The following is a 25,214-nucleotide window of genomic DNA, read 5'->3' as shown; positions in this document are numbered from 1 at the left end:
CCGAGATCCTCCACAACACCGTAGGCAGTACCGCGCTCGGCGCATACTAAGCGGTCGCTTGCCCCGATGGGAACAGTCTCGGCCCGATCACCCGGACTTCGGCCGGGCCCGTACGTGCATGCGCTCGCCCTGTGGCCCGAAGAGGCTGAGGAACTCCGCCGGCCCGTCGCCCACCGGACCGAACCAGTGCGGCACGCGCGTGTCGAACTCCACCGCCTCGCCGGGGCCGACCTCCAGATCGTGCGGGCCCAGCACCACGCGCATCCTGCCCGACAGGACGTACAGCCACTCATAGCCCTCGTGCGTGCGCGGCTCGGGCTCCTCCCGTGTGGGCCGGCAGATCACCTTGAAGGCCTGGAGCCCGCCGGGCTGGCGGGTCAGCGGAAAATACGTCCGCCCGCCCCGCTCGATCGGCTTCGCCCGCACCCGCGGGTCGCCGACCGGGGGCGCGCCCACCAGTTCGTCGAGCGGCACCTGGTGGGCGCGGGCGATGGGCAGCAGCAGCTCCAGGCTCGGCTTGCGGCCGCCGGACTCCAGCCGCGACAGGGTGCTCACCGAGATCCCGGTCGCTTCCGAGAGGGCGGCGAGCGTGGCTCCGCGCTCCTTGCGGACCTTGCGCAGGCGCGGGCCCACGCCGTTCAGTACACCGTCGAGATCCTGGTCCTCAGCCATGAGGACATTGCAGAATCAGCAAGGCCGCTTGTCAAACCACTGGGCGCCTCAGGCCGGGATCGCGCCACCCGCCGCCGGCCCGACGAGCTCTTCCAGTACGTCCTCCATGGTGACGAAGCCGATGACGGTGCCCTTGTCGCCGGTGACGGCGGCCAGGTGCGTGCCCGCGGCGCGCATGGCGGTCATGGTGTCGTCGAGCGGTGTGTCGATCTCGACCCGGATCACCGGGTGCAGCGCGGCACGCGGGAACGGCCGGGTGCGCTCGACGACGCCGAGGGCGTCCTTGATGTGCAGATAGCCCAGCACCTCGTCGCCCGGACCGGTGACCGGCAGCCGGGAGAATCCCCAGGTCGCCGCGGCCCGCTCCAGTTGCTGCGGGGTGGTGGTGTGGTCGACGGTGACGATCCTGCTGAGCGGCACCATCACCTCACCCACCGGGCGGTTGCCCAGTTCCAGGGCGTCGCGCAGGCGCTCGCCGTCGGCCGGGGCGAGCAGACCGGCCTCGCTGGAGTCCTTGACGAGGCGGGCGAGTTCGTCATCGGTGAAGACGGACATCACCTCGTTCTTCGGCTCGACCCCGAGCATCCGCAGCAGCACGTTGGCGAACGCGTTGATGCCGAAAATGACCGGCCGCAGGGCGTGGGTCAGGGCCACCAGCGCCGGAGCCAGCGCCAGCGCGGTCGGCACCGGAGCGGCGAGCGCGATGTTCTTGGGAACCATCTCGCCGACGAGCATGTGCAGATACGTCGCCAGCGTCAGCGCGATCACGAAGGCGATCGGGTGGATCAGCGCTTCCGGTACGCCGACGGCCTGGAACGGCGGTTCCAGCAGGTGGGCGATGGCCGGTTCGGCGACCGCGCCCAGCACGAGCGAGGAGATCGTGATGCCGAGCTGGGCGGTCGCCATCACGGCGGACAGGTGCTCAAGGCCCCACAGGGTGCTCCTGGCACGGCGGCTGCCGTTTACGGCGTGCGGCTCGATCTGGCTGCGCCGTACGGAGATCAGTGCGAACTCGGCGCCGACGAAGAACGCGTTGGTGAGGAGGGTGAGTGCGCCGATGGCGAGCTGGATGGCGGTCATCGGACTTCCTCCGCGATCTTCACTGCGGAACGGGACGCAGGCGTGGACGGTGATGCGGATGCCGATGCCGACGCCGACGCGGGAGCGGTGATCCGCACCCGGTCCGCACGGTGGTGCTCGACATCCAGGACGGCGATCTTCCAGTCGTCGACGTCGAGCCGGTCGGCGGGCTCCGGAATGCGCTCCAGGCGCGTCGCGATGAGCCCGGCGAGTGTCTCGTACGGGCCGTCGGGGGCGCTGAAGCCGATCTCCTGGAGCTGGTCCAGACGGACACTGCCGTCCGCTTCCCACACCGCGTGGCCGTCCGCCGACGGGTCCCTGGGCTCAAGCCCGGGGCGCTCGTGCGGATCGTGTTCGTCGCGTACCTCGCCGACGACTTCTTCGACGACGTCCTCGACCGTGGCGACGCCTGCCGTGCCGCCGTACTCGTCGATGACCACAGCCATGGTGCGGCTCCGGCGAAGCTGCTGGAGCATCCGGTCGACAGGCAGGGAAGTGGGTACGAGCAGCGGCTCGGTGGCCAGGTCGGTGACCGGAGTCCGGGCCCGCTTCGTCTCGTCCAGGGCGAGTACGTCGCGGATGTGGACGGTGCCGATCACCTCGTCCAGCGTGTCGCGGTAGACGGGGAACCGGGACAGGCCGGTGGCCAGGGTGAGGTTGGCGGCGTCGGCGGCGGTGGCGCGGGCCTCCAGGGCCTGGACGTCCACGCGCGGCGTCATGACGTTCTCCGCGGTCAGCTCGCCCAGGTGCAGCGTACGGACGAACAGTTCGGCGGAGTCCGGCTCGATCGCGCCCTCGCGGGCGGAGTGCTGCGCCAGTGCGACCAGTTCCTGCGGCGTACGGGCGGACGCCAGTTCCTCGGCCGGTTCCAGGCCGAAGCGGCGGACCAGGTGGTTCGCCGTGTTGTTGAGGTGGCGGATCAGCGGCCCGAAGGCGGCGGTGAACGCGCGCTGCGGGCCGGCCACGACCTTGGCGACCGCCAGGGGGCTGGAAATCGCCCAGTTCTTCGGGACGAGCTCGCCGACCACCATCAGGACCACGGTGGACGCGGCCACTCCGAGGACCGTCGCGACCGTGGACACGGCCCCGGCGGGCAGCCCGGCGGCCTGGAGGGGGCCGCGCAGCAGCACGGCCAGGGACGGCTCGGCGAGCATGCCGATGACCAGTGAGGTCACGGTGATGCCGAGCTGGGCGCCCGAGAGCTGGAAGGTGAGGCGCTTGGCGGCCTTCAGGGCGCTCACGGCGCCCCGTTCACCGGCCTGCGCGGCTCGTTCCAGCTCGCCACGCTCGATGGTGGTCAGCGAGAACTCGGCCGCGACGAACAACGCGCACGCGAGAGTGAGTGCGAGAGCGAGGAGCAGAAGGAGAACTTCGGTCACCGTGCCACCTCCGCCCCACGGTTCGACGGGGCGGGAATGGCACGGCTCGTACTGGGAGGCTCACCCATTGCGGGACTGCAGCTCCTTCTTGGATCAGGTGTCTGGGCGGGGCGGGTAACCCTGCCCCCCAATAGTAAAGGGGGCGCAAAAGCGGTGTCGGGTGACGGCGGTCACACCCACGGCCCGCCTGGGCACGGCGCGGCCCCCGGAATTCGCCGTCGCCCGGGGGCCGCACCCGCACCCGCACCCGTACCGCGTCCGCTACCGCTACCGGACGATCACCTCCGCGATCTGCGGCGTACTCCCGCCCTCGTCGCTCCAGAGCAGGCGTACGGCCGAGACCGGTTCACCGTCCACCGTGAACTCGCCGTAGCCGCCATCGAGCTCGCCGGCCGTATCCCAGTCGCCGTCCGGGGTCCGCACCTGCACGGCGGCCTGCGCGGAGCCGCCCTCCGGCTGCAGGACGGTCACGGACGACACCTCCCGCGTGCCTCCGAGGTCGACCTGGAGCGCCTCGCGCGACTCGGGTGCGCGGGCGGCCCGGTAGACGCTCGTCACGTCTCCGTCGGCCGCCGCGCGCAGGCTGCTGCCCGCCGCCGGCGGCGGTCCGCCGGTCACCGAGGCGTCCTTCGTCTCGACGGTGAACTCCCTCACGACGAGCCAGTTCGTCTGCCCGGCGGTGGCCCGCGCCCGCACGTACCGGGCCTCGGTTCCCGGCGGGGCGGTCGCTGTCACGACCGCCTTTCCGGAGAACGCCGTGAGCTGTTCCCAGGAGGAGCCGTCCGACGAGTACTCCAGTACTCCCTGACGCATGTAGTCGTTCACGCTCCCCGGCTTGCCCATGGCGAGCGAGATGTCGCCGATCTCACGTTCCTTGCGCAGGTCGACCGTCGCATGGTCGCCGGTGCGGACGGCGCGGCTGCTCCAGAAGAACGTGCTGTCGTCGCCGTCGAGCATCCGCTCTATCGCGTGGCCCTGGTACGCGGGCAGGTTGGTGAGGCCCTTGACGGCGCCGGTGACGCCGAGCAGCCGGTCGTGCTCGGCGGCCGCGTCCTCGGTGAACTTGTCGAGCACCCCCTCGCCCACGACGACCGGGATCTTGCGCCCGTCGAGGTCGGTGTACGTGAAGGACTTCGCCGCGGTGACGAGCGCGGGCAGCCGCTGCCGCTCTTCCCACGCCTCGGCGCCGTCTCCGTCACGGGCCAGTTCGACCAGCCGCAGAGCCGCGCGCGCCGCGACTCCCCACGCCTCGGCGGCGTCGAGCCACGGCTCGCTGTCGTGGATGAACTCCTGCTCGGCGATACGGTCGCGCAGTACGTCCGGGGACCTCTGCAGGCCGTACAGCGCGCTGTCCAGCTCGGCCGCGTCCCCGTCCTCCCAGAACCGCGCGATCTCGGCGGCCAGAGCGGGTGCCTGCTGCGCGTTGATGCGGGAGCTGTAGTTGACGTCGGAGAAGATCCGCAGGGCCCTCTCGGTCCTCGCGTCGCCCGCCGCGTACTCGGAGATCGCCGTCCGCCACGATCTGCCCGGATCGTAGGCCGCGTCGTTCCACGTGTAGTCGGCGACCGTCATGAGCGGGATCTTCGAGGCGTACGCCTGGTTCATCGGGTTGGCGGTGATGCCGGAGCCGAGTTCGGCGGGCATCCCCTTCTCCCGGCCGTTGTACGGACCGAGCAGCAGCCGGTTGGTGACGTAGTCGTTCACCGGATAGTTGTCCCAGAGCAGGATCGGGTGCGCGAAGACGTCACGCGCCGCCTTCGCCTGCGCCACCGTGATCACCGGAGCGATGACACCGACACCGGTCCACTCGACCACCACGTCCTCGTCGAGCTGCTCGGCGAGCGCCTTCTTGTACGGGGACGGGGTGACGTTGTAGTACTCCGTCGGCACCATCTGGAGCGGCGCGGCGCCCGGATGGGTGGCGATGAAGTCCCGGTTGACCCGGTTGAGGAGGTACGCCTGGGCGGCGCCCGCGGCGGCCGCCCCTGTACCCCACTTGTCCTGGTCGGCCTGGCAGTTCCACTTCGTGTAGCTGATGTCGTCGAGCGGTACGGCGTAGGTGCGCACGCCGAGGTCCCAGACCGTCCGGAACTTGTCGGTCAGTGCCTTGATGTCGGCCTCGGAGCTGTAGCAGACGCTCAGTCCGGGCGACAGCGCGTAGGTGAACTCCACGTGCCGGGCGCGGGCCCGGTCGACGAGCTCCTTCATCTTCGCGAGCTGGGCGGCGGGGTACGGCTCCCGCCACCTCTCACGCAGGTACGGGTCGTCCTTGGGCGAGTAGACGAAGATGTTCATTTTGTGCTCGCCGTAGAAGTCGAGCTGGTCGAGGCGGGCCGCGTGGGTCCACGGGATGCCGTAGAAGCCCTCGATGACACCGCGGATCGCGGTGGTGGGCCAGTCCCGGATCTCGGCCCCCGCGATCCTCGCGCCGGGGCCCTTGCGCTCGGGCAGGAGCTGGCGCAGCGACTGGGCGGCGTAGTACGTACCGGCCCTGTCCTTGCCGGAGAGCGCGATACGGCGCTCACCGATGCCCAGGACATATCCCTCGGGAGCGAGTTGGCCGGGGCCCTCGATGCCGAGGGCGGTGAGCGCTTCGGCGGTCTGCGGGGTCTCCCCCGGCCCGCCGACGTAGACGGTCAGCCGGCGCGCGACGGGGCGTTCGCCGCGTACGACCTGGTGGGCGCCGGCGTCGAGGAGTGCCTGCTGGGTCACCTTGAGGGCGGCGGCGTCGGCCTTGGCGCCGGCGACGAGCGTCACTGTCGGGGTGACGGTGACGCGGTCGTCGCGCGGGCGCAGATCCTGCGGTGTCGGGGTGATGGCGGGGTCGGTTCTTCGGCTGCTGGTGTCCTGGGGACCGGCGGCCGCCCCGACGGCCGGAACACCGAGTACCAGGGCGAGAGCGGAAGCGCAGGCGAGCATGGCGAGCGGGCGCGGGCGGAGCGTCACACGTCCTCCAGGGGTCCCGGCGAAAACTGTGGGCAGTCGCGCATCTCAACGCCACAGAATCCTCCAGGGGCCTGACAGGCTGTCAATGGCGCGCACGTCTTAATCAAGACGTTTCCGCAAGTTGGCCACCCCCAGTCATCTTTCGGCCGGATAGCCGTAACCCTGGGGCAGTCGCGTCCGCCATTCGGCGGCGGGGGACATACAAAGTGGATGTCTGGGCAGTCGGAGGGAACGGAGCGATCAGAAGAGAGGCGGGAAAATGACGACAACGCCGGTGCGGACTTCGGAAGTTCCGCGGACACAGGTCGCGACGAGCGCGGCGCGGACCGGGGCGGCCCCCGGCGCGAGCGAGCTGCCGTGGATCGAGGACGCGGGGAAGGTGGCCCCGAAGGACGCCCGCAGTCTGTCGAAGGCGTTCCTCGACCAGCTTCAGGTCCTCGAAGAGGGCACACCCGAGCACCAGTATGCCCGTAACACCCTTATTGAGATGAACCTCTCGCTGGTGCGATTCGCCGCCGGACGCTTCCGCAACCGCGGTGGCGGCGACATGGAGGACATCGTCCAGGTCGGCACCATCGGCCTGATCAAGGCCATCGACCGGTTCGATCTGTCCCGTGAGGTGGAGTTCGCGACCTTCGCCGTTCCGTACATCGTCGGGGAGATCAAGCGGTTCTTCCGCGACACGACGTGGGCCGTTCACGTCCCCCGGCGGCTGCAGGAACTGCGGGTGGAACTCGCCCGGGCCAGGGAGGATCTCGCCGTCGTACTGGACCGGGACCCGACGGTCAAGGAACTCGCCGGGCACCTGAAGCTCAGTGAGGACGAGATCGTGGAAGGTCTCGTGGCTTCCAACGGCTATACCGCCGGCTCCCTGGACATGCCCACCGATCCCGGCGACGACGGCCGCGCCAACCCCTCGCGTACCTTCGCCGATGTGCTGGGCGAGGCCGACCCCGCCATGGAGACGGTGGAGGACCTGCACGCCCTGGCGCCGCTGCTGGGCAAGCTCGACGACCGGGAGCGGAACATCATCGAGATGCGCTTCGGCCAGGAGATGACACAGTCACAGATCGGAGCGGAGCTGGGCATCTCGCAGATGCACGTCTCCCGCCTCCTGACGCGCACCCTCACCAAGCTCCGCGCCGGCATGCTCAGCGAATCCTGAGCTCTGCCGGCTTCGGGCTCCCGGCTTCAGGCTCCCGGCTTCAGCGGCTGAAGACCTCGAAGGTGACGGCGGGCTTTCCGCCGAAGCGCTCCGCCGCTCGCTGCGCGTTCTGGGTGAGGAACGTGCGGCAGTACGTCTCGGGGTCGTCGTCCGTCAAAGCCTCGATGTACGCGCGGTGTTCGAGCAGCGACTGTACGGACCGCTCCAGGCCGGGTGCCGCGTCCACGGCATGGGTGGGCGTCGTGGAGCCCGCGACGGCGACCCAGCGCACGCCGTCCCACGGCGCGAGCCCCTGCGCGGTGAGCTCGGGGAAGATCCACCGGTTCCCGGCGTCACCCGCCGCGTCCAGGGTGGCCCGGCCCACCGCCCGGTGGTCGGGCGTGTTCCAGACGACGCCGCCCCACGTGTCGCGGTGGTTGAGGGTGATGACGAGTTCGGGACGGTGCTTGCGGATGGCGGCGGCGATGTCCCGGCGCAGAGCGGTCCCGTACTCGATCACGCCGTCCTGGTAGTCCAGGAACTCGACCGTCGTCACACCGACGACCGCCGCACTGGCCCGCTGCTCCCGCTCGCGCAGCGGGCCGCACTTGTCCGGTTCCAGACTGTCGATGCCGGCCTCGCCGCGGGTGGCGAGGAGGTACGCCACTTCGCGGCCGCCGTCGGTCCACCCCGCGATGGCTCCGGCGCACCCGTACTCGAGATCGTCCGGGTGCGCCACCACGGCGAGGGCACGCTGCCAGTCGGAGGGCATCGGCTGAAGCTGCTGAGAGGGCTGAGGCTGCTGAGGCTGCTGTGTCGGCTCGGTCGTCATGCGCGCAGAATAAGCGGCGAAGCGTCCGTTCCGGTTCCGTGGGCGTCCTGGCGGCGGTTACTCGTACAGTCGCGGCCCGTGTGCACCCCGCGCCCGCCACTCCTACCGTGGCGTACATGATCCGGTTCGAGCAGGTCGGCAAGGTGTACCCGGACGGCACGGCCGCAGTCCACGACCTGTCCTTCGAGGTGGCCGAGGGCGAGCTGGTCACCCTGGTCGGTCCTTCCGGCTGCGGGAAGACGACCACCATGATGATGGTGAACCGCCTGATCGAGCCGACCTCGGGCCGGATCCTCGTGGCCGGCGAGGACATCGCGGCCGTCGACCCGGTCAGGCTGCGCCGCCGTATCGGATACGTCATCCAGCAGGTCGGCCTCTTCCCGCACCGCACCGTCCTCGACAACACGGCCACGGTCCCCTTCCTGACCGGCTGGAAGAAACCGAGGGCCCGGGCGCGGGCGGCGGAGCTGCTCGACCTGGTGGGGCTCGATCCGTCCGTGTACGGGTCGCGCTACCCGGACCAGCTGTCCGGCGGGCAGCGCCAGCGGGTCGGCGTCGCCCGGGCGCTCGCGGCCGATCCGCCGGTGCTCCTGATGGACGAACCGTTCGGCGCGGTCGACCCGGTGGTGCGCGAGCGGCTCCAGGACGAATTCCTCGGCCTCCAGGCAACGGTCCGCAAGACGGTTCTGCTGGTCACCCACGACATCGAGGAAGCGGTGCGGATGGGCGACCGTATCGCGGTGTACGGACAGGGGCGCATCGAGCAGTTCGACACGCCGGCCACGGTGCTCGGCGCGCCGGCCACCCCCCGCGTGGCCCAGTTCGTGGGGGCGGACCGGGGCCTGAAGCGGCTGTCCGTGACCGAGATCGAGGCCGACGACCTGGAACAGCCGCCGTTCGCCCGCCTGGACGAGCCCGCGCGGAACGCGGCGGCCCGGCTGCGCGCGGACGGCGCCCGGTGGGCGGTGGTGCTCACCGACGAGAACGACCTGCACGGCTGGGTGTCCACCGAGGAGCTGAGCAGCGCGGGCCGTGGCGGCGCCGCGGTGGGCGACCTGGCCCACCGGATGGAGGCATGGGTGCCGGTCGGGGCGCCGCTCAAGCATGCCTTCAGCGAGATGCTGCAGTACGACGCGGGATGGGTGGCGGTGCTGGACGGGGCGAGGTTCGTCGGCGTACTCACTCCGGCGAAGCTGCACGAGGCACTGCGCCGCTCGGTCGACGCCGACGCGCAGGGTGTGCCGCGCGACCAGGTGGCCTTCGACTCGGTCTCGGACGCGTGACCGGACGTCAGTCGTCCGCCGGGATCAGCTTCTTCGACTCCAGGTAGCTCCTGGCGACGTCCTCGGGCAGCCTGCGCCAGCTGTCCACCTGCTCATTGAGGGACGCCAGGTCCTCGGTCGTCAGTACGGTGTTGAGCTTGTTCAGCGCCCGCTTCACACCGGCGGACCCGGCGCGCGACCGGTTGACCACGGGCACGATGTGGTCGGCGTTCTGCAGACGCTTGTCGTCCTCCAGCAGGACCAGCCCGAAGTCGTCGAGGGTCGCGTCCGTCGTCGTGGTGAGGACCATCTGGTCCTGGCCGCTCTGGACGGCCTGTTTCGCCGGGGTGGTGCCGACTCCCTTGGGGTCGACGGCGGTGATGTCGATGCCGTACGTCTTTCTGAGGCCGGGCGCGCAGTAGGGACGCTCGACGCACTCGTCGCCCGCCGCGAGGCGCACCGGCTGTCCGGATCTGCCGAGGTCGGAGAGGGTCTTCAGCCGGTGCTTCGCGGCGTACGACGCCGCGACGGCGAAGGCGTTCTGGTCGACGGCGCGGCCCGCGTCGAGGACGCTGAGGCCGCGCGGGGCCGCCAGGGCGCGCAGGGCGGTCATCGTGGCGCCGAGGTCGGGTGAGCCGACGGGCGGGGCGTCGGCGCCGTTGGTCTTGGAGTTGAGCCAGTCGGCGAAGGTGGCGGCGTACTCGGGGACGACGTCGATCTGGCCGCCTTCGAGGGCGGGCTCGTAGAGCTCTCGGTTCGTGACGGACAGGATCGTCGTCTCGTACCCGGCCCGGTCGAGGAGGAGCGCGTACATCCGGGCGAGCAGGTCGCTCTCGGTGAAGCCCGCCGATCCGACGGTCAGCTGCCGGCTGTCGCCCGGCGGCGCGGTGACCTTGCCGCGCTCCTCCAGGGCGGGCCCCGTGGCGCAGGCGGTGAGGGAGACGGTGAGCAGGAACGCGGCGGCGGCGACGCGGACGGCCGTCATGACGCGCCCCTCCTCGCCCACTGGGGCGCGAGCCGCTGCGCGGTCTCGAACACCCCTTCCACCAGCAGCGCGAAGAGGGCGACCAGCACGGCTCCCGCGACCACCTGCGGGGTGCTGGCGAGGTTGAACCCGGCGGTGATGATCCGCCCGAGGCCGCCACCGCCCGCGAGCGCCGCGATCGTCGCGGTGGCGACGAGCTGCACGGCTGCGACGCGCACCCCGGTGAGGATCAGCGGAAGGGCCAGCGGGACCTCCACGCGCCACAGCAGCTGGCCGCCCGTCATGCCCATACCGCGCGCCGCCCGTACGGTGTCGCGGTCGACGCCGCGCATGCCGACGTAGGCGTTGGTGAGCAGCGGCGGTACGGCGAACAGCACCAGCGCGATGATCGTCGGCCACTGGCCGTGCCTGCCGACGGGGGTGAGCAGCAGCAGGACGAGGACGGCGAAGGTGGGCACGGCCCGGCCGGCGTTGGAGATGTTGACGGCGAGCGCGCCGCCCCTGCCGAGATGGCCGAGCACGAGGGCGACGGGCAGCGCGATCAGGCAGCTCAGCAGCAGGCAGAGGACGGTGAGGAAGAGGTGCTCGCCGAGCCGGTTCCCGATGCCGCCCTCGCCGGACCAGTTCGCGGCACTGGTGAGCCAGTCCCAGGCGGCGGAGAGGGTGTTCACGCGCGCGCCTCCCGCAGCCAGGGGGTGAGCACCCGCTGCACGCCGAGCAGCAGTACGTCGGCGGCGACGGCGATGACGACGCACAGGACGGAGGCGGCGAGGACCTGGGCCTTGAAGTAGGTGTTCATGCCGGAGTAGATGAGGTTGCCCAGGCCGCCGTACCCGACGATCGCGCCGATGGTGACGAGGGAGACCGCGGAGACGGTGGCGATGCGCAGGCCGGCCATGGCGGCGGGCAGCGCGAGGGGCAGCTCGACGGCGAGCAGCAGCCTGACGGGTCCGTAACCCATGCCCCGTGCGGCCTGCCTGGTCTCTTCGGGCACCGCGCGCAGTCCGGCGAGGATGTTGCGTACGAGCAGGGTGAGCGAATAGAGGACGAGCCCCGCGATCACAAGCCAGGCGGACAGGCCGTACACCGGCAGCAGCAGCGAGAACATCGCGAGCGACGGGATCGTGTAGAGGACGGTCGTCACCCCGAGCACGGGACCCGCTGCCCCACGCCATCGACGGGCGGCGACGGCGAGGGGGACGGCGAGCACGAGGCCGAGGAGGACGGAGACGCCGGTCAGCTGGAGGTGCTGGAGTACGGCGTCCAGGAGGATCTCGCGGCGGGTCGAGAGGTACTCGCCGCAGAGCCACTCATTACGCGCGAGGCAGTCGTCCGGAGGCGCGGTCACCCCTCCATTGCAGCGCGCGGCGGGGCGGTGCCGCGCGTCATGGTGGACTGTTCGGGGACGTTACGCCGCTCTGGGGCAAGGCCTTGCGGCAGGGCGGGAGGCTGGTGTAGGGGGCCGAGGGCGGCGCCCTCCCTGGACGCGGTACGCGGAGGCGAGCATCCGGCCCTGGTTTCGCGGTCCTCGGTGGCGACGACGCGTCCGCGTGCATGGGCGGTGGCACCGACACCGGCTGGTAGCCCCGCCCCCGTACCTCCACGTGATGACGGACGCCCGCAAGGTCGCCCCGCGATCGACGCACGCGGGCGTCACCTCCGCACGACTGGCGCGCCCTGCGCCGGGTCTGTCCACCGTCACGGCGCGCGCGCCGGGGTCGGCCGGGCTCCCGGATTTTGGCGCGTACGCCGTCTGGACCTCCGCGCCGCGCGGGTCCAGTGTGGTGCCTCGTCACCGGGCGGGAAGGGGAGAGGCGTGAGGTGCGGACGATTCGCGGTTTTCGCCGCACTGGCGCTGGCCTGGGTGACCGCTTGCTCGGACCCCTCGGACGCCACCACCGCCGCCGCTCCCCCGCCCGGCGCACGGACGGCAGCCCCCGTTCCGGCCCCTGCCCCGGAGTCACCGCCGAAGTCGCAGCCACCGCGCGGGAAGTCACGCGTGCTCTACCTCGGGGACTCGCTGGCCATGGAGAGCCGGCGCGTCCTCGCCGACCGCGTCGCCGCCGGGGAGCGGGCGACCGTACACAGCGCGCCGTACTCGGGTACGACGTTGTGCGACTACCTGGAGGGAACGGCGCGCGACTCCCTCGTACCGTCCCGGCACAAGGCGGCCGCCCTGGTCAGGTCGCAGCGGCCGCGGGTCGTCGTGCTGCAGTTCTGGGGCAACGCGTGGGCGTACACGCCCTGCATGGACTCGATCCCCCAGGGTGGCGGCTCGCGCTACTACGCGCGGTACGCGGCCGACGCGAAAGCTCTCACGGAGCAGATCGCGGCGGCGGCACGCGGTGCCGGCATCCAACGGCCCAGGATCGTCTGGGTGTTGCAGGCCCCGGACGCCTTCTCGCCGGACCGGGTCCGCCGGGTCAACGGCATCTACCGGGACCAGGCGGACGCCGGCGAGGACACGGTGGCGGACGCCGGCCGGGAGGTGAGCCCGGCGGGCAGCCGCTACACCTGGGTGCAGCGGCTGCCCTGCAACGACGACGAGCGGGCCCGTCCTGGCGACTGCCGCGGCGGACTCACCTCGCTGCACCGGGACGACGACCACCTGCACTTCTGCCTCGCGCCGACCACGAAGACACCACGCCCGTGCCCGGTGCGTTCACCGGGCATCGTGCGCTACTGCGAGGCGATCGCCGAGACGGTCGACGCCGTTCTGCGCCGACCGCCACCCGCGACCGGCAGGGACCGGGCCGGACCGCCGGCCGCGCGGTAGTCAGCCGTCGCGGCCTCCGGCTCCCGGTCCCGGCTCCCGGCTCCCCGGCTGGCGGGCCGCCGAATCCGCTGTTACGGCGCCATCTCGTACGCCCCGGACAGCGCCGCCACGCGCTCCCAGACGCGGGCCGAGCGGGCGTCGTCGACGACCGGGCGCCGGACCGCGTCCAGCGCCCAGCGCTGCTGCTGCCCGGTGGCGGAATCCTTGCCGTACAGCTCGACGGCGTGCGCCGAGAAGTCCCGTACGAGGACGGAGAACAGCTCGTCCAGCACGTCCTCCTCCAGTCCGGTCAGGCGCGCCTGCTCCAGGATCAGCTGGCCGTGGACGACCAGCGCGAAGAGCTGGCCCACCGCGAGCAGGAGGTCCAGGTCGCGGCTCTGCTCCTCGTCGGGGGCGGCGGTCCTGACGAACTCGCACAGGGCGTCCGCCTGCTCGCGGAAGCGGCCGACGTTGGGCACATGGGCGTACGCGTCGTACGCCGTGCGCCAGTCGTGGAAACGTACGGAGCCCAGGCCGCGGGCCGGTCCCTGCCGGAAGAGGAAGTCGTCGTCCGCCGCGTCGAGGCGGGTCGGTACGGGCGCGTACCCGGCCGGGTCGAGCAGGTGGTTGCGCATGAACTTGAGGATGAGGGCGAGGTTGACGTGAACCGTGCCCTCCAGCTTCGGCAGCCCCCGGATCTCGACGGCGGCCTGCGCGAAGTAGGTGTCCTTCTCGAAGCCCTTGGCGGCGATGACGTCCCACATCAGGTCGATGACCTTCTCGCCCTCCGTGGTCACCTTCATCTTCGTCATCGGGTTGAAGAGCAGGTAGCGGCGGTCGTCGGGGCCGGCCGAGCGGAAGTAGTCGACCGCGCGGTCGCTGAAGAGCTTCATCCCGACGAGGCGGACGTACGCGTCGGTCAGCTCCCGGCGCACGTGCGGGAAAGCGGTGACGGGGCGGCCGTAGAGGACGCGGTTGTGCGCGTGGGTGACGGCCTCGTACATCGCGTGCTCGCAGATGCCGATGGAGGCGGTGCAGAGGTTGAACTTGCCGACGTTGACGGTGTTGAGGGCGGCGTCGAAGGCGGCGCGTCCGGTGTGCAGTACGTCGTCGGGGCCGACCGGGTAGCCGTCGAGGCGGAACTCGCTCACGTACTTCGAGGAGTCGACGACGTTCTTCACGAGGTGGTACGCCGGGTGGCGGCTGTCGGCGGCGAAGAAGACGTACCCGTCCGGGCCCTCGACGTCGGTGCGGCGGCCGAAGACGGAGACCAGCCCGGCGGCGTTGCCGTTGCCGATGTAGTACTTCGAGCCGCTGGCCCGGAAGCCGCCGGCTCCGTCGGGATCGAGCAGCATGTCGGTGGAGTAGATGTCGGCGCCGTGGGACTTCTCGGACAGGCCGAAGGCGAACACCTCGCCCTGGGCGAGGAGTTCGGCCGCGCGGGCGCGGGCGGCCGCGTTGTCGCTCTGCCAGACCGGGCCGAGGCCGAGGACGGTGACCTGCCACGCGTACCAGTAGTCGAGCCCGTAGAAGCCGAAGATCTCGTTGAGGGCGGCGATCCTGGCGGTGTCCCAGCGCTTGTCCTGCTGCCCGTCGGCGGCGGAGGCCGGAGTGAGGAAGGTCGCGAACAGCCCTTCCTTCGCGGAGAACGCGAGGAAGTCCGCGAGCCAGGCACGGGAGCGGTAGTCCTCTATCAGCTTGCGCTTGCCACGGTCCTCGAACCAGTCGACGGTGGCGCGCAGCAGCCTGCGGGTCTCCGCGTCGAAGTGCGCCGGGTCGTAGGTGTGCGGGTTGAACAGCAGCGGGTCGGCCATGGAAGTCCGCCTTTCCGGGGTGAGGGTTGAGGTTGAGGGATGAGGGTCGTGTGCGGTGAGGGGTGCGCGTCGGTGTGCCGGTTCAGTGCGCGCCGCCGAGCCGGTGGAGCGTGGCGAGTACGTCGTCGAGCCAGGCGAGCATCATCCGCTCGTACGCGATGCCGCCGCGCAGCACGACATGCTGGAGCTCCCGGCCGGCGTCGGGCACCGCGCCGGCCTCCGGTCCGGTGAAGTCACGCCGCTCCCCCGCGAGATAGTGCGCGAGCCGGTCCGTGTGCGCCTGGTGGTGCCGCTCGACCTCGCTGATCAGCGCGGCCGGGTCGTCGAAGGCAGCGCCGCGGATCTTCACGGCGAGGTCGTGCCGGACACTCTCGGGTTCGATCGGCTCGTGCAGCCACTGCGCCAGCGCGGCCCGGCCGGGGGCGGCGACGGAGTACTCCTTCTTGTCCGGCCGGGCCTGCTGCGGCACCTCGCGTACGTCGATCCAGCCGTCGCTCTCCATCCGCTTGAGGACGCGGTAGATCTGCTGGTGGGTGGCGTTCCAGAAGTAACCGATGGACCGCTCGAACCGCCGGGCCAGCTCATAGCCGGAGCCCGGCTTCTCCAGCAGGGAGACGAGAATCGCGTGTTCGAGCGCCATGCCCCGATCCTTCTATGCAACTCGTTGCATAGACAAGCGGCACGGCCAGGGTGAGACACGGTTCACGTCAGCGGTTCACCTCAGCGGGGGGCGGGCCAGGAGCACCGCCACGTCGTCCTGCGCGGGGCGGACCAGCACCTGTTCGAGCATGCTTTCGCAGAGATCTTCCAGCGGCTGTTCACGGTGCCCCAGGGCCCGCGCGAGTTTGTCCATGCCCTCGTCGAGGTCACTGTCACGGGCCTCGATGAGGCCGTCGGTGTACAGGACCAGCAGACTGCCCGGCGGCAGCGGCACCCGTTGCGTACGGAAGTCCCGTCCTCCCGTCCCCAGGGGCACCCCCGGCGAACCGTCGAGGAAGGTGATGTCTCCGCCGGGGGTGGCCACGGCCGGCGGTGGGTGACCGGCCCTGGCGATCACGCACTGGGCGGTCGCCGGGTCATGGACGGCGTAGACACAGGTCGCCATTTCGTCCTCCCCCAGGTCGGTCACGACGGCGTCGAGGGAGCGGAGCATCTCGGCAGGGGGAACGTCGTGGCGGGCGAGCGTACGTACCGCTGTGCGCAACTGTCCCATGACGGCGGCCGCATGGATCCCGTGGCCCATCACGTCGCCGATGACCAGTGCGGTTCTGCCCTCCGGCAGCGTGATGACGTCGAACCAGTCGCCGCCGACGTCGTGGTCGCTGGCGGGGAGGTAACGCCCGGTGAGTTCGAGGCCGGTGACGTCGGGCAGCACGCTGTGCGTCAGGCTGCGCCGCAAGGTGAGGGCCGCTTGCCGCTGGCTGGTGTACAGACGCGCGTTGTCGATGTTCAGCGCGGCGCGCGCGACCAGCTCGTCGATGAGTACGCAGTCCTGCTCGTCGAACGGCTCACGGGTGCGCAGTCGCGTCACCACGACCGCGCCGAGCACCTTGCCGCGGGCGACCAGGGGGATCAGCCGCGCGGAGCCGAGGGTCGTGAGGTACGCACGCAGCCGGTCGGCGCGGGGGTCCGTGATCAGCGCCGGGACGTCGGACTGGTACAGGTTGATGGGGTGTCCGTCGGCGATGACCCGCTCGTACAGCGAGCCGAGCGGAATCTGCGAGGTCGTGCCCGGCACCAGCTTCGCCGTGGGGGCGGACGGATCGGGGAACGCGGCCGCCATCCGGCGGACCACGCCGCGGGTGGACGCGGCGGCCTCGTCCGGTTCCAGGAGCTCTTCCAGCAGTTGTACGTCGGCCGAGTCGGCGAGCTGCGGCACGAGCAGCCGCACCACCTCCTCGGAGGTCTGCCGCAGGTCCAGGGTGGTGCCGATCCGGGTGCCGGCCTCGGCGAGCAGGGCGAAGCGGTGCCGGGCCCGTTCGGCCTCGATCTGCGCCTGCTGGCCTTCGGTGATGTCGATCAGGGAGGCGATGAGTCCCAGTCTGCGGCCGGCGTTGTCGAGCAGCGGGGCGTAGGAGCACGACCAGGTCCGCTCGCGGCCGGGGTCGGCCGGGGTCCGGCCGGTACGGCGGGCATCGACGACGGGCGTACCGCGGTCGAGGACGTGCCGCATCATCGACTCCAGCGCCGCGGCGTTGACTCCCGGCACCACCTCGGTCAGCCGCTTGCCCAGGTGCTCGGCCGCGGGGACACCGTTCATCCGGGCCAGGGCGTCGTTGACCCGCAGGAACCGCAGGTCGGGGCCGAGGGTGGCCAGGCCGATGGGTGACTGGGTGAAGAGGCTCTCCAGGGCCGCCAGCGAGTCCCGCATGCGCAGGACCTCTGAGGTCTCGACGGCGATCAGGAGGGTGCCGGGCCGGCCCCGCGGGTCGGTGGCGGGGACGATCCACATCTCCATCGGCACCTGGTGACCGTCGCGATGCCGTACGGGCAGGGTTCCGACCACGGTCTCGCCCGCCTGGACCCGCCGCGTCAGCTCGTCCGCCAGTTCCCGGTTGGCGTCGGGGACCAGTACGGGCGAGGCGGGGCGGCCGAGGACGTCCTCGGGCTGATGACCGAGCAGGTCGCGGGCGGCGAGCGACCACTCCACGATGCGCCCGTCCGCGTCCTCGCGCCACAGCGCGATCGGAAGCAGTTCGCGGAGCACGCCCGCGTACCCGACCACGCCCGGAGGCTGCCCCGGCACCTCGCCCGACGGCTGGTATGTGTCCAAAGCATCGACCTAACCCCGGAAGGGCGCGTTTCCTACTGAAACACCTTATCCGAGGCATCGATGCGGGGCCTTCTCCCGCTCCGGGGCGGCCGGGGCCGCCCGGCCCCACCGATGCTCCGCGGGACGCCGCTACGCTCTTCCTGACTCCGGCCCAAGTCACCGCCCGGCGCGCGGCAGGTCTGCGGGGCCTGGTGAAGGCAAGTCCCGACGACAAGGAGTACGACGCGTGTCCCCTCTCTTTCCGGCCCTGGCCGCGGGCTCGAACCGTCAGGCACTGCGCTTCGGCGACCGCTCGCTGACCCATGCCGAACTGGCCACCGCCGCCGGCGCGCTGGCCGGCCGGCTCCGAGGGGCGGGCCGCGTCGCGGTCTGGGCCACGCCCACCCTGGAGACCGCTGTCGGCGTGGTCGCCGCGCTGCTCGCCGCCGTGCCGGCCGTGCCCCTGAACCCGAAGACCGGCGAGCGCGAGCTGGAGCACATCGTCTCCGACAGCGCGCCGGCACTGGTACTGGCCGCGCCGGGTGACGCACTTCCGCCGGTGCCGGCCGCGCTGGAGCGCGTCGACGTCGACGTACGGGCGACGGGGTCCGTGGCACTCCCGCCGGAGCCGCCCGCCGAGTCCCCCGCCCTGATCGTCTACACCTCCGGCACCACCGGGCCGCCGAAGGGCGCTGTCCTGCCTCGCCGGGCGATCACCTCCACCCTGGACGCGCTGGCCGACGCCTGGCAGTGGACCGCGGACGACGTACTCGTCCACGCACTGCCTCTCTTCCATGTACACGGACTGATCCTTGGCATCCTGGGTCCGCTGCGACGCGGCGGCGCCGTCCACCACCTCGGCCGCTTCGACACGGACGCCGTGGCCCGCGAACTGGCCGCCGACGGCACGATGCTCTTCGGCGTCCCGACCATGTACCACCGCATCGCCGAGGCGCTCCCGGACGACCCGGCGCTCGCCAAGGCCCTGTCCGGTGCCCGTCTGCTGGTCTCCGGGTCCGCCGCGCTGCCCGTGCACGACCATGAGCGCATCGCCGCCGCGACCGGACGACGCGTCATCGAGCGGTACGGCATGACGGAAACCCTGATGAACACGAGTGTCCGCGCCGACGGCGAGCCCAGGCCGGGCACGGTCGGCGTGCCGCTCGACGGCGTGGAGCTGCGGCTGGTCGACGAGTCCGGCGAGGAGATCACGGCGTACGACTGCGAGAGCGTCGGCGAGATCCAGGTGCGTGGGACGAACCTGTTCACCGCGTACCTGAACCGGCCGGACGCGACCGCCGCGGCGTTCGACGGCGACTGGTTTCGTACCGGCGACGTGGCGACGCGCGACCCTGACGGTTATGTACGCATCGTCGGCCGCAAGGCCACCGACCTCATCAAGAGCGGCGGTTACAAGATCGGCGCGGGCGAGATCGAGAACGCGCTTCTCGATCATCCCGGAGTGCGGGAGGCGGCGGTCACCGGGGAGCCGGACGCCGACCTGGGCGAGCGGATCGTCGCCTGGATCGTGCCGGCGGACACGGAACACCCGCCCACCGCGGACGAGTTGGCCCGGCACGTGGCAGGCCAGCTGGCACCGCACAAGCGGCCCCGCGAGGTGCGGCTGCTCGGCGCGCTGCCGCGCAACGACATGGGCAAGATCGTGAAGCGGGCGCTGCATGGCTGACATCTGGACGGCCCGAGAAGCGATCGCCGCGGTGGTGGACGGCGGACGCTTCACCGAACTGCCCGACGCGGCCCACAGAACGGACGCGTCCGGGGAATCCGACGGCCCGATCGGCTGGCCGGGTTACGGGCAGTCGCTCGCCCGCGCCGAGGAGCACACCGGTGAGCGCGAGTCCGTCGTCTGCGCGACGGGTTCGATCGGCGGCACGGACGCGGTCGTCGTCTCCTTCGAGTTCGGGTTCCTCGGGGGCTCCCTCGGGGAGCGCACCGGGGACCGCCTGGAGGCGGCGTACACCGTGGCCCGCGAGCGGCGTCGCCCGCTCGTCTCGCTCATCGCCACCGGCGGCAGCCGCATGCAGGAGGGCATGCGCGCGCTGGCTCAACTACAGCGGGTGGCCCGCCAGTCCGCCCTGCTGCGCAGCTCGGGGGTGCCGCAGTTGGCCGTCCTGCGCGACCCCACGACGGGCGGCGGGTGGGCGACGCTCGGTGCGGGCGCGGACGTGATCCTGGCCCTGCCCGGTGCACAGGTCGGCTTCGCCGGGTCGAGGGTACGGCCGCCGGGAGCCGATCCGCAGGCGTACACCGCCGAGGGGCAGTTGGCGGCGGGGCAGATCGACGCGGTCGTACGTCGCGAGGACGTACGGGACTCACTCGCCCAGTGGCTGCGCCACCTCACCGCGACGCCCTGGGACGGGCCGCCCGAGCCCCCCGGCTCGCTCACCCCGTACGGGAGCCACTCGCGCACCCCGACCGGCTGGGAGACGGTACTGCGGGCCCGCTCCCCCGAGCGCCCGCGCGCCGACGCGTACCTCACGGCATACTTCGACCGCGTCCAGGAGATCAGCGGTGACCGCTGCGGGGGCACGGACCCGGGCATGCGCTGCGGTTTCGGGCTGCGCCACGGCCGCTCCATCGCGTACGCCGCCCAGTGCGGCACCGCCACGCTCCCCGCCGGCTACCGCACGGCCGCCCGCCTCGTCCGCCTCGCCGGCCGGCTCGGCGTCCCCGTGCTCACCCTCATCGACACACCGGGCGCGGCCAACGACGCCGAAGCGGAACGAGCGGGGGCGGGCGCCGCCATCGCTGACCTCTTCGGCGCGATGGCCACCGTGCGCGTACCGGCCACCACGCTCCTCATCGGCGAGGGCGGCTCCGGCGGCGCGCTCGCCCTTGCCGCACCCGGCAATCTCTGGGCCACGCACGACAGCTACTTCTCCGTGATCGCCCCGGAGGCGGCGGCAGCCATCCTCAAGCGCGCCCCGGACCGGATCCCGGAAACCGCCGGCCAACTGCGCCTGGGCCCCTGGGACCTGGTGGATCTGGGCATCGCACGCGGGGTGATGAGCTGACCGTCCAGGCAGCGGCCCGGCCGGTACGTTCTCCCCCGCGTCACCGAGCGGTGTCGTGGGGTGCGGCCTTGTCGGCCGGCTGCCCCGCCGCGGCCAGGGCGATGTTGCGGGCCATGCCGCCGAAGACGACGGCGTGGAACGGCGAGACACCCCACCAGTACGCGTGGCCGAGCAGACCACGGGGGGGGAACAGGGCCCGCTGCCGGTAGCGGGTGCGGCCGGCCTCGTCCTGGTCGGCGTACATCTCCAACCAGGCAAGGCCCGGCAACCGCATCTCCGCCCGCAACCGGAGCAGCCGGCCGCGTTCGATCTCCTCGACCCTCCAGAAGTCGAGCGAGTCCCCTACTCGCAGCCGGTGGGCGTCGCGCCGGCCACGCCTGAGCCCGACACCGCCGACCAGCCGGTCGGCCCAGCCGCGCACCGCCCACGCGAGGGGGAAGGAGTACCAGCCGTTCTCGCCGCCCACACTCTCGATCACCCGCCACAGGGCCTGCGGCGTGGCGTCGACGGTCCGTTCCCGCCGGTCGGTGTAGAGGCTGCCGCCGGACCAGTCGGGGTCCGTGGGCAGGGGGTCGCTGGGGGCGCCGGGTACCGATGCCGACGACCAGCGGGTGGTGACACGGGCGTCCTGGACCCGCTGGAGCGCCAGGGTGAGCGCCGTGTCGACGCCGATCGGGCAGCCGGGCGGGTCGGGGACGTAGGAGGCGATGTCGTGCTCGTCGCAGACGACCTCGTGGCGCAGGGACTCGGCGAGCGGCCGGGCAATCGTGTGGGGCACCGGTGTGACCAGGCCGACCCAGTAGCTGGACAGCCTCGGCGTCAGGACCGGCACGGGGAGGATGAGACGCCTGGGCAGTCCCGCCACCGCCGCGTACCTGCGCATCATGTCCAGGTATGTGACGACGTCCGTGCCGCCGATGTCGAACGCGCGGTTCACGTCGCCGGGCATGTCCGCGCTGCCGACCAGGTAACGCAGGACGTCCCGCACGGCGATCGGCTGGATACGTGTACGCACCCAGCTGGGTGTGACCATGACCGGAAGACGCTCTGTGAGGTAGCGGAGCATCTCGAAGGAAGCGGAGCCGGAGCCGATGATGACCGCTGCGCGCAGTACGGTCGTCGCCACCCCCGACCGCAACAGGACCTCGCCCACTTCGCGGCGCGAGCGCAGATGCGGCGACAGCTCGTGTTCCGGTACGCCGTGCGGCGTCAGCCCGCCCAGGTAGACGATGCGCCGCACGCCTTCCGCGCGGGCCTGCTCGCCGAAGATCTCGGCGGCCCGGCGGTCCGTCCGCTCGAAACCGGCGCCGGTACCGAGGGCGTGGACCAGGTAGTACGCGACATCAATGCCTCGCATCGCCTCGCGTACTGAATCCTCGTCGGTGACATCGCCGCGCACTACTTCGACCCGGCCGGCCCAGGGGTGGTCGCGCAGTCTGCCCGGCGAACGGGCCAGGCAGCGCACCTGGTACCCGGCGTCGAGCAGTTCGGGGACGAGCCGGCCACCGATGTAGCCGGTGGCGCCGGTGACCAGGCAGCGAAGCGGCGGTGTTCCGTCCACGTGCGTCATGGGGCGCCTCCGTCTCGACCGGCGTTCGGTCGCCGCCGTTCCCGGTCCCCCACTGCACATCTTCAACCCACGGTGGAGTGCGCGGGCGCGGCAGACACCGCCCTGTGGGCCGATCAGGTGATGGGCGGCCGGAGCGAGGCTGCCTGAGCGGTGAGCGGAACAGCCTCAGCCAATCGGTGCGTACAGCATCCCCAGCTTGTCGATCTCGCTTCCCGAGCGGCCCGTGAAGCCGACGATGTGCCAGCCGGCGGGGGCTGTGTGGGTCATGGTGTCCGTGGTGGCCGAACCGGCTTTCAGGGTGCGGGACTTGTCCGTCGTGAAGGCGGCCGAGAAGACGCGGGTACAGCCGTCCTTCTGCCCGCGCGTCAGCGTCACCGAGGTGAGGTGTTCGTCCGGGGCGAGGGTCAGGGACGCGGCGGCGCCGCCCGTGCCGCCGTGAGTCAGCGACGTACCGTCGTCGTGTGTGAGCGCGACCGCGTCGAGGCGTGAGGCCCCGCGGAGCGTCAGCGTGCGGGGTGAGACGGGCGACGGGAGGTCGTCCGCGTCGTTGAACGCCGTGCCGTGCGGGCCACCGAAGAAGTCGCCGGCCCGGAGCGCCGGGTGCGGCGTCCAGGAGAAGTCGACGGCGTGCGGGAAGTGGTCGGAGAGGTTGCCGCCCCTGGAGTCGAGGAAGGACGCCCACTCGTTGGTGTAGCGGACGGCTGAGAGGCTGACCAGGTCGCTGCCGCGGTAGAGGACCTTGTCCACCACCTCGCACTCGTTCGTCGGGGCCGTCTTGGGGCAGACGATCGCTTCGCTTCCCTGCGCCGGGGCGTTGCCGCCGCGGGCGAGCTGGACCCAGGCGTCGGTCAGGCCGTTCTCGGTGGCCAGTGTGCGGATGTTGTCCCCGGAGCGCGTGTAGCGGGTGTTGGTGTCGCCCATGACGATCACCGCGTTGCCGGCCGAGTTCGCCTGGATGAAGTCGGAGAGCTGGTCGATGTTGGCGCGGCGGGCGGCCAGCGCCGCGTCTGTCACGTCGGCGTTCGTGTGGACGTTGTAGAGGTCCACGAACACGCCCTCGGCCAGCCGGACCCGGGCCAGGGTGAAGCCTTTCGGCGTCAGGCAGTCGGTGCCCGTACAGTCGCTCCAGTCGACCCGCTCGAAGTCCTCGAAGGGGTAGTCGGAGAGGGTGTTGAGGCCGTCACCGATGCCGGCGCCGCCACTGGTCGCGGTGCGGTACGGGTGCTTGTCGCCCGCGTACAGCGCCGCGTGGTGGTTGAAGTCCTCCTGGACGTTGACGATGTCGTACGCCGCGAGACGCGGGGAGATCAGCGGGGTGTTGGTCTCCGGATTGCCGGAGCTCAGGCCCTGCGGAAGGCCCGCGACGTTGTACGTGAGGACGTTGAAGGTGCCTGACGTGTCGGCGGCAGCGGCGGGCGCCGAGCCCGTGGTGGCAAGCCCGGCGAGGGTGAGGGCGCCTGCCACAAGGGTGCCGATGAGTCTTCTCATGGGGCGGGAGTCTCCAGACGCGACGCGGAGGAAGATCGACGGCGCACACGATGGTGCAGCAACCCCCTTTCCCAGAGGGAACCTTGGGAAACTGCGCCCCTTGCCCATGGGCGACCGGGTCAGTCCGTCTCCGGGTCCTCGACCTGGTACGTCTTGGTCCAGGCAGCCCCGCACCGGCAGCCGAACTGCTCGATCAGCTCGCCCTCGTCGGAGACCGACATTCCTTGATTGATGCGGACGTGTACATGCTGCTTGCTCATGGGAACCACTCTTCGTCGCGGACGCATGTCCGGCGGGATCGCCCCTCATGGTGGGCATATGTCAGGCAATGCACCAATGACTCAGGTCACACTCCGCCCCTTCACCGTCCGACAGAGGCGCGACGGCGCGACGGCGCGACGGCGCGACGATCACTAACGGCCCGATGACGGGGCGGTTGCGGATCGACCACTGGGCGCTTCCCGTGGCCGGCGCCGGACGTTGGAGCGGGCATGGAGATTTTCAGTAGCGAATCGATGCCGGCGCCCCGGACCTCGCCGCTCGGCGCGCACTGGCTGAACTCGCCACCGCACGCGAGCGACGGCTGCCCGCGGTGTCTGCGGATGGGCAGGGCCGGCGGACAAAAGACCCACGTCACCGCTGCGACCGGGTCGCCCGCCCGCCGCACCGCCCCACAGACGTCGCCGAAGTCCGCGGCCAGTCGGCTGGCGGTGCTGGCGGTGCCGGCGCGGATGGTGATAGTCGCCGTCGCCGTTTGCACCGTTCTTTCAGCGATGCTCGCCGTCGCGCTGACGTGATGCCGCGCGGTGGCGACCGCCGAGCTCATTTCACGGCGTAGTCGGCGAGCGAGCCTTCCAACAAGCCGAAGACGCGATGGGCCGCGACGGTCACCGTTTCGGCGATCCGTTCATTGCTCTGGCCGTCGAGGGTCAGGTCCAGGATGCGCTGGAACAGGATGCGGTGGACGCCGCCGAGCTGGGCCGCCACCGCGCGGGGTGTGATGTCGCCGGGGGCGGCACCGGTCTCGGTGGCGAGGACCCCGGCCAGCGCGTCCTCGCGCAGGTCGTGCAGGTCACGCAGGCGGGCGAGCAGCGTGGGACTGTCCGCGATCATCCGGGCGAACACCTTTCCGGAGAACCCCATGACCGGGTCGTGCCGCTCCACCCCGTCGAGGAACTCACGCCGCAGCGCCGTGAGCGCCGACTCCCCCTCGGCCCGGCCCGCGACAGCGCGGGAAAGGCTCGCGACGAACTCGTCCCCGTGATCGAAGGCCAGGTCTTCCTTGCGAGCGAAGTAGTTGGTGACCGTCTTCTTGGCGACCCTGGCGGCTGCGGCGATCTCGGCAATCGTCGTCGACTCGAAGCCGTTCTCGATGAACAGCCTGGTCGCGTGGTCGGAGATGAGCTGCCGGGTCTCTTGCTTCTTGGACTCGCGGAGCCCCATCGGTTCGATACTCACGAGAGAATCTTACACCCGTAGTAACTTTACCCTTGACGAACT

The 25,214-nt window shown here is 71.3% G+C and carries 21 protein-coding genes; 6 read left to right on the top strand and 15 right to left on the bottom strand.

What is annotated here, in order from left to right; translation table 11 throughout:
- Nucleotides 1–87: 87 nt before the first annotated feature.
- The 4 genes from G412_RS0113800 to G412_RS0113785 form a co-directional block, all read right to left on the bottom strand.
- On the bottom strand, nucleotides 88–672 hold the full coding sequence (locus G412_RS0113800) for a helix-turn-helix domain-containing protein (RefSeq protein WP_028812610.1): 585 nt from the start codon (nucleotides 670–672) through the stop codon (nucleotides 88–90).
- A 48-nt stretch (nucleotides 673–720) separates the two neighbouring features.
- The gene (locus G412_RS0113795; RefSeq protein WP_028812609.1) at nucleotides 721–1,752 is read right to left on the bottom strand and encodes a hemolysin family protein; all 1,032 of its coding nucleotides are present in this window, start codon (nucleotides 1,750–1,752) and stop codon (nucleotides 721–723) included.
- Entirely contained in the window at nucleotides 1,749–3,131 is a 1,383-nt protein-coding gene (locus tag G412_RS34335; RefSeq protein ID WP_051338333.1) for a hemolysin family protein, read from the bottom strand. Before G412_RS34335 ends, G412_RS0113795 begins: the two co-directional genes overlap by 4 nt.
- A gap of 267 nt (nucleotides 3,132–3,398) precedes the next feature.
- Nucleotides 3,399–6,050 (bottom strand): glycoside hydrolase family 84 protein, encoded by a 2,652-nt coding sequence (locus G412_RS0113785; protein WP_028812608.1) that lies wholly within the window; start codon nucleotides 6,048–6,050, stop codon nucleotides 3,399–3,401.
- Between the two features lie 286 nt (nucleotides 6,051–6,336).
- Here G412_RS0113785 and G412_RS0113780 point away from each other — a divergent pair, with 286 nt between their 5' ends.
- Complete coding sequence (locus G412_RS0113780; RefSeq protein ID WP_028812607.1) at nucleotides 6,337–7,242, top strand: RNA polymerase sigma factor SigF; 906 nt, start codon at nucleotides 6,337–6,339, stop codon at nucleotides 7,240–7,242.
- A 40-nt stretch (nucleotides 7,243–7,282) separates the two neighbouring features.
- On the opposite strand, the gene G412_RS0113775 is transcribed toward G412_RS0113780, so the two are convergent.
- Complete coding sequence (locus G412_RS0113775; protein ID WP_051338332.1) at nucleotides 7,283–8,053, bottom strand: PIG-L deacetylase family protein; 771 nt, start codon at nucleotides 8,051–8,053, stop codon at nucleotides 7,283–7,285.
- 116 nt (nucleotides 8,054–8,169) lie between these two features.
- Here G412_RS0113775 and G412_RS0113770 point away from each other — a divergent pair, with 116 nt between their 5' ends.
- Nucleotides 8,170–9,336 (top strand): ABC transporter ATP-binding protein, encoded by a 1,167-nt coding sequence (locus G412_RS0113770; RefSeq protein ID WP_028812605.1) that lies wholly within the window; start codon nucleotides 8,170–8,172, stop codon nucleotides 9,334–9,336.
- A 7-nt stretch (nucleotides 9,337–9,343) separates the two neighbouring features.
- Here G412_RS0113770 and G412_RS0113765 read toward each other — a convergent pair whose 3' ends face one another.
- Genes G412_RS0113765 through G412_RS0113755 form a run of 3 tightly spaced genes read right to left on the bottom strand, consistent with a single transcriptional unit; the run spans nucleotide 9,344 to nucleotide 11,648 of the window.
- Nucleotides 9,344–10,300, bottom strand: coding sequence for an ABC transporter substrate-binding protein (locus G412_RS0113765; protein WP_028812604.1), 957 nt, complete (start codon nucleotides 10,298–10,300; stop codon nucleotides 9,344–9,346).
- Nucleotides 10,297–10,971: an ABC transporter permease gene (locus G412_RS0113760; RefSeq protein WP_028812603.1), complete on the bottom strand. Its 675-nt coding sequence runs from the start codon at nucleotides 10,969–10,971 to the stop codon at nucleotides 10,297–10,299. The genes G412_RS0113765 and G412_RS0113760 overlap by 4 nt, the downstream gene beginning before the upstream one ends.
- A complete protein-coding gene (locus G412_RS0113755) occupies nucleotides 10,968–11,648 on the bottom strand; it encodes an ABC transporter permease (RefSeq protein WP_028812602.1) in 681 nt (226 codons plus the stop codon). Before G412_RS0113755 ends, G412_RS0113760 begins: the two co-directional genes overlap by 4 nt.
- A gap of 468 nt (nucleotides 11,649–12,116) precedes the next feature.
- Here G412_RS0113755 and G412_RS0113750 point away from each other — a divergent pair, with 468 nt between their 5' ends.
- Nucleotides 12,117–13,076 (top strand): hypothetical protein, encoded by a 960-nt coding sequence (locus tag G412_RS0113750; protein ID WP_028812601.1) that lies wholly within the window; start codon nucleotides 12,117–12,119, stop codon nucleotides 13,074–13,076.
- A 71-nt stretch (nucleotides 13,077–13,147) separates the two neighbouring features.
- Here the strand turns inward: G412_RS0113750 and G412_RS0113745 are convergent, their stop codons facing one another.
- The 3 genes from G412_RS0113745 to G412_RS0113735 all read right to left on the bottom strand — a co-directional run bounded on the left by G412_RS0113745 (nucleotide 13,148) and on the right by G412_RS0113735 (nucleotide 17,642).
- Nucleotides 13,148–14,869 carry an acyl-CoA dehydrogenase family protein gene (locus G412_RS0113745; protein WP_028812600.1) on the bottom strand — a complete coding sequence of 574 codons (1,722 nt, stop codon included), beginning with the start codon at nucleotides 14,867–14,869 and terminating at the stop codon, nucleotides 13,148–13,150.
- Between the two features lie 82 nt (nucleotides 14,870–14,951).
- A complete protein-coding gene (locus G412_RS0113740) occupies nucleotides 14,952–15,509 on the bottom strand; it encodes a PadR family transcriptional regulator (RefSeq protein WP_028812599.1) in 558 nt (185 codons plus the stop codon).
- 75 nt (nucleotides 15,510–15,584) lie between these two features.
- Nucleotides 15,585–17,642 carry a SpoIIE family protein phosphatase gene (locus G412_RS0113735; RefSeq protein ID WP_028812598.1) on the bottom strand — a complete coding sequence of 686 codons (2,058 nt, stop codon included), beginning with the start codon at nucleotides 17,640–17,642 and terminating at the stop codon, nucleotides 15,585–15,587.
- Nucleotides 17,643–17,868: 226 nt separating this feature from the next.
- On the opposite strand from G412_RS0113735, the gene G412_RS0113730 reads away from it, so the two are divergent.
- Nucleotides 17,869–19,308, top strand: a complete 1,440-nt coding sequence (locus G412_RS0113730; RefSeq protein WP_028812597.1) for an acyl-CoA synthetase — start codon at nucleotides 17,869–17,871, stop codon at nucleotides 19,306–19,308.
- Complete coding sequence (locus tag G412_RS0113725; RefSeq protein WP_028812596.1) at nucleotides 19,301–20,656, top strand: carboxyl transferase domain-containing protein; 1,356 nt, start codon at nucleotides 19,301–19,303, stop codon at nucleotides 20,654–20,656. Before G412_RS0113730 ends, G412_RS0113725 begins: the two co-directional genes overlap by 8 nt.
- 40 nt (nucleotides 20,657–20,696) lie before the next feature.
- On the opposite strand, the gene G412_RS0113720 is transcribed toward G412_RS0113725, so the two are convergent.
- The 3 genes from G412_RS0113720 to G412_RS40145 all read right to left on the bottom strand — a co-directional run bounded on the left by G412_RS0113720 (nucleotide 20,697) and on the right by G412_RS40145 (nucleotide 23,974).
- Nucleotides 20,697–22,226, bottom strand: coding sequence for an SDR family oxidoreductase (locus G412_RS0113720; RefSeq protein WP_028812595.1), 1,530 nt, complete (start codon nucleotides 22,224–22,226; stop codon nucleotides 20,697–20,699).
- A 165-nt stretch (nucleotides 22,227–22,391) separates the two neighbouring features.
- On the bottom strand, nucleotides 22,392–23,714 hold the full coding sequence (locus tag G412_RS0113715) for a jacalin-like lectin (RefSeq protein ID WP_028812594.1): 1,323 nt from the start codon (nucleotides 23,712–23,714) through the stop codon (nucleotides 22,392–22,394).
- 119 nt (nucleotides 23,715–23,833) lie between these two features.
- Nucleotides 23,834–23,974, bottom strand: a complete 141-nt coding sequence (locus G412_RS40145) for a hypothetical protein (protein ID WP_167546459.1) — start codon at nucleotides 23,972–23,974, stop codon at nucleotides 23,834–23,836.
- Nucleotides 23,975–24,205: 231 nt separating this feature from the next.
- Between G412_RS40145 and G412_RS0113705 the strand changes: the two genes are divergently transcribed.
- Complete coding sequence (locus G412_RS0113705) at nucleotides 24,206–24,511, top strand: hypothetical protein (protein ID WP_028812593.1); 306 nt, start codon at nucleotides 24,206–24,208, stop codon at nucleotides 24,509–24,511.
- Nucleotides 24,512–24,536: 25 nt separating this feature from the next.
- Here the strand turns inward: G412_RS0113705 and G412_RS0113700 are convergent, their stop codons facing one another.
- Nucleotides 24,537–25,157 carry a TetR/AcrR family transcriptional regulator gene (locus G412_RS0113700; RefSeq protein ID WP_037648752.1) on the bottom strand — a complete coding sequence of 207 codons (621 nt, stop codon included), beginning with the start codon at nucleotides 25,155–25,157 and terminating at the stop codon, nucleotides 24,537–24,539.
- Nucleotides 25,158–25,214: the final 57 nt, after the last annotated feature.

Source organism: Streptomyces flavidovirens DSM 40150, from assembly GCF_000429085.1.
Classification (GTDB): domain Bacteria; phylum Actinomycetota; class Actinomycetes; order Streptomycetales; family Streptomycetaceae; genus Streptomyces; species Streptomyces flavidovirens.
The sequence above is the reverse complement of the archived record's forward strand: the minus strand, read 5'-3'. Positions and strand labels throughout refer to the sequence as shown.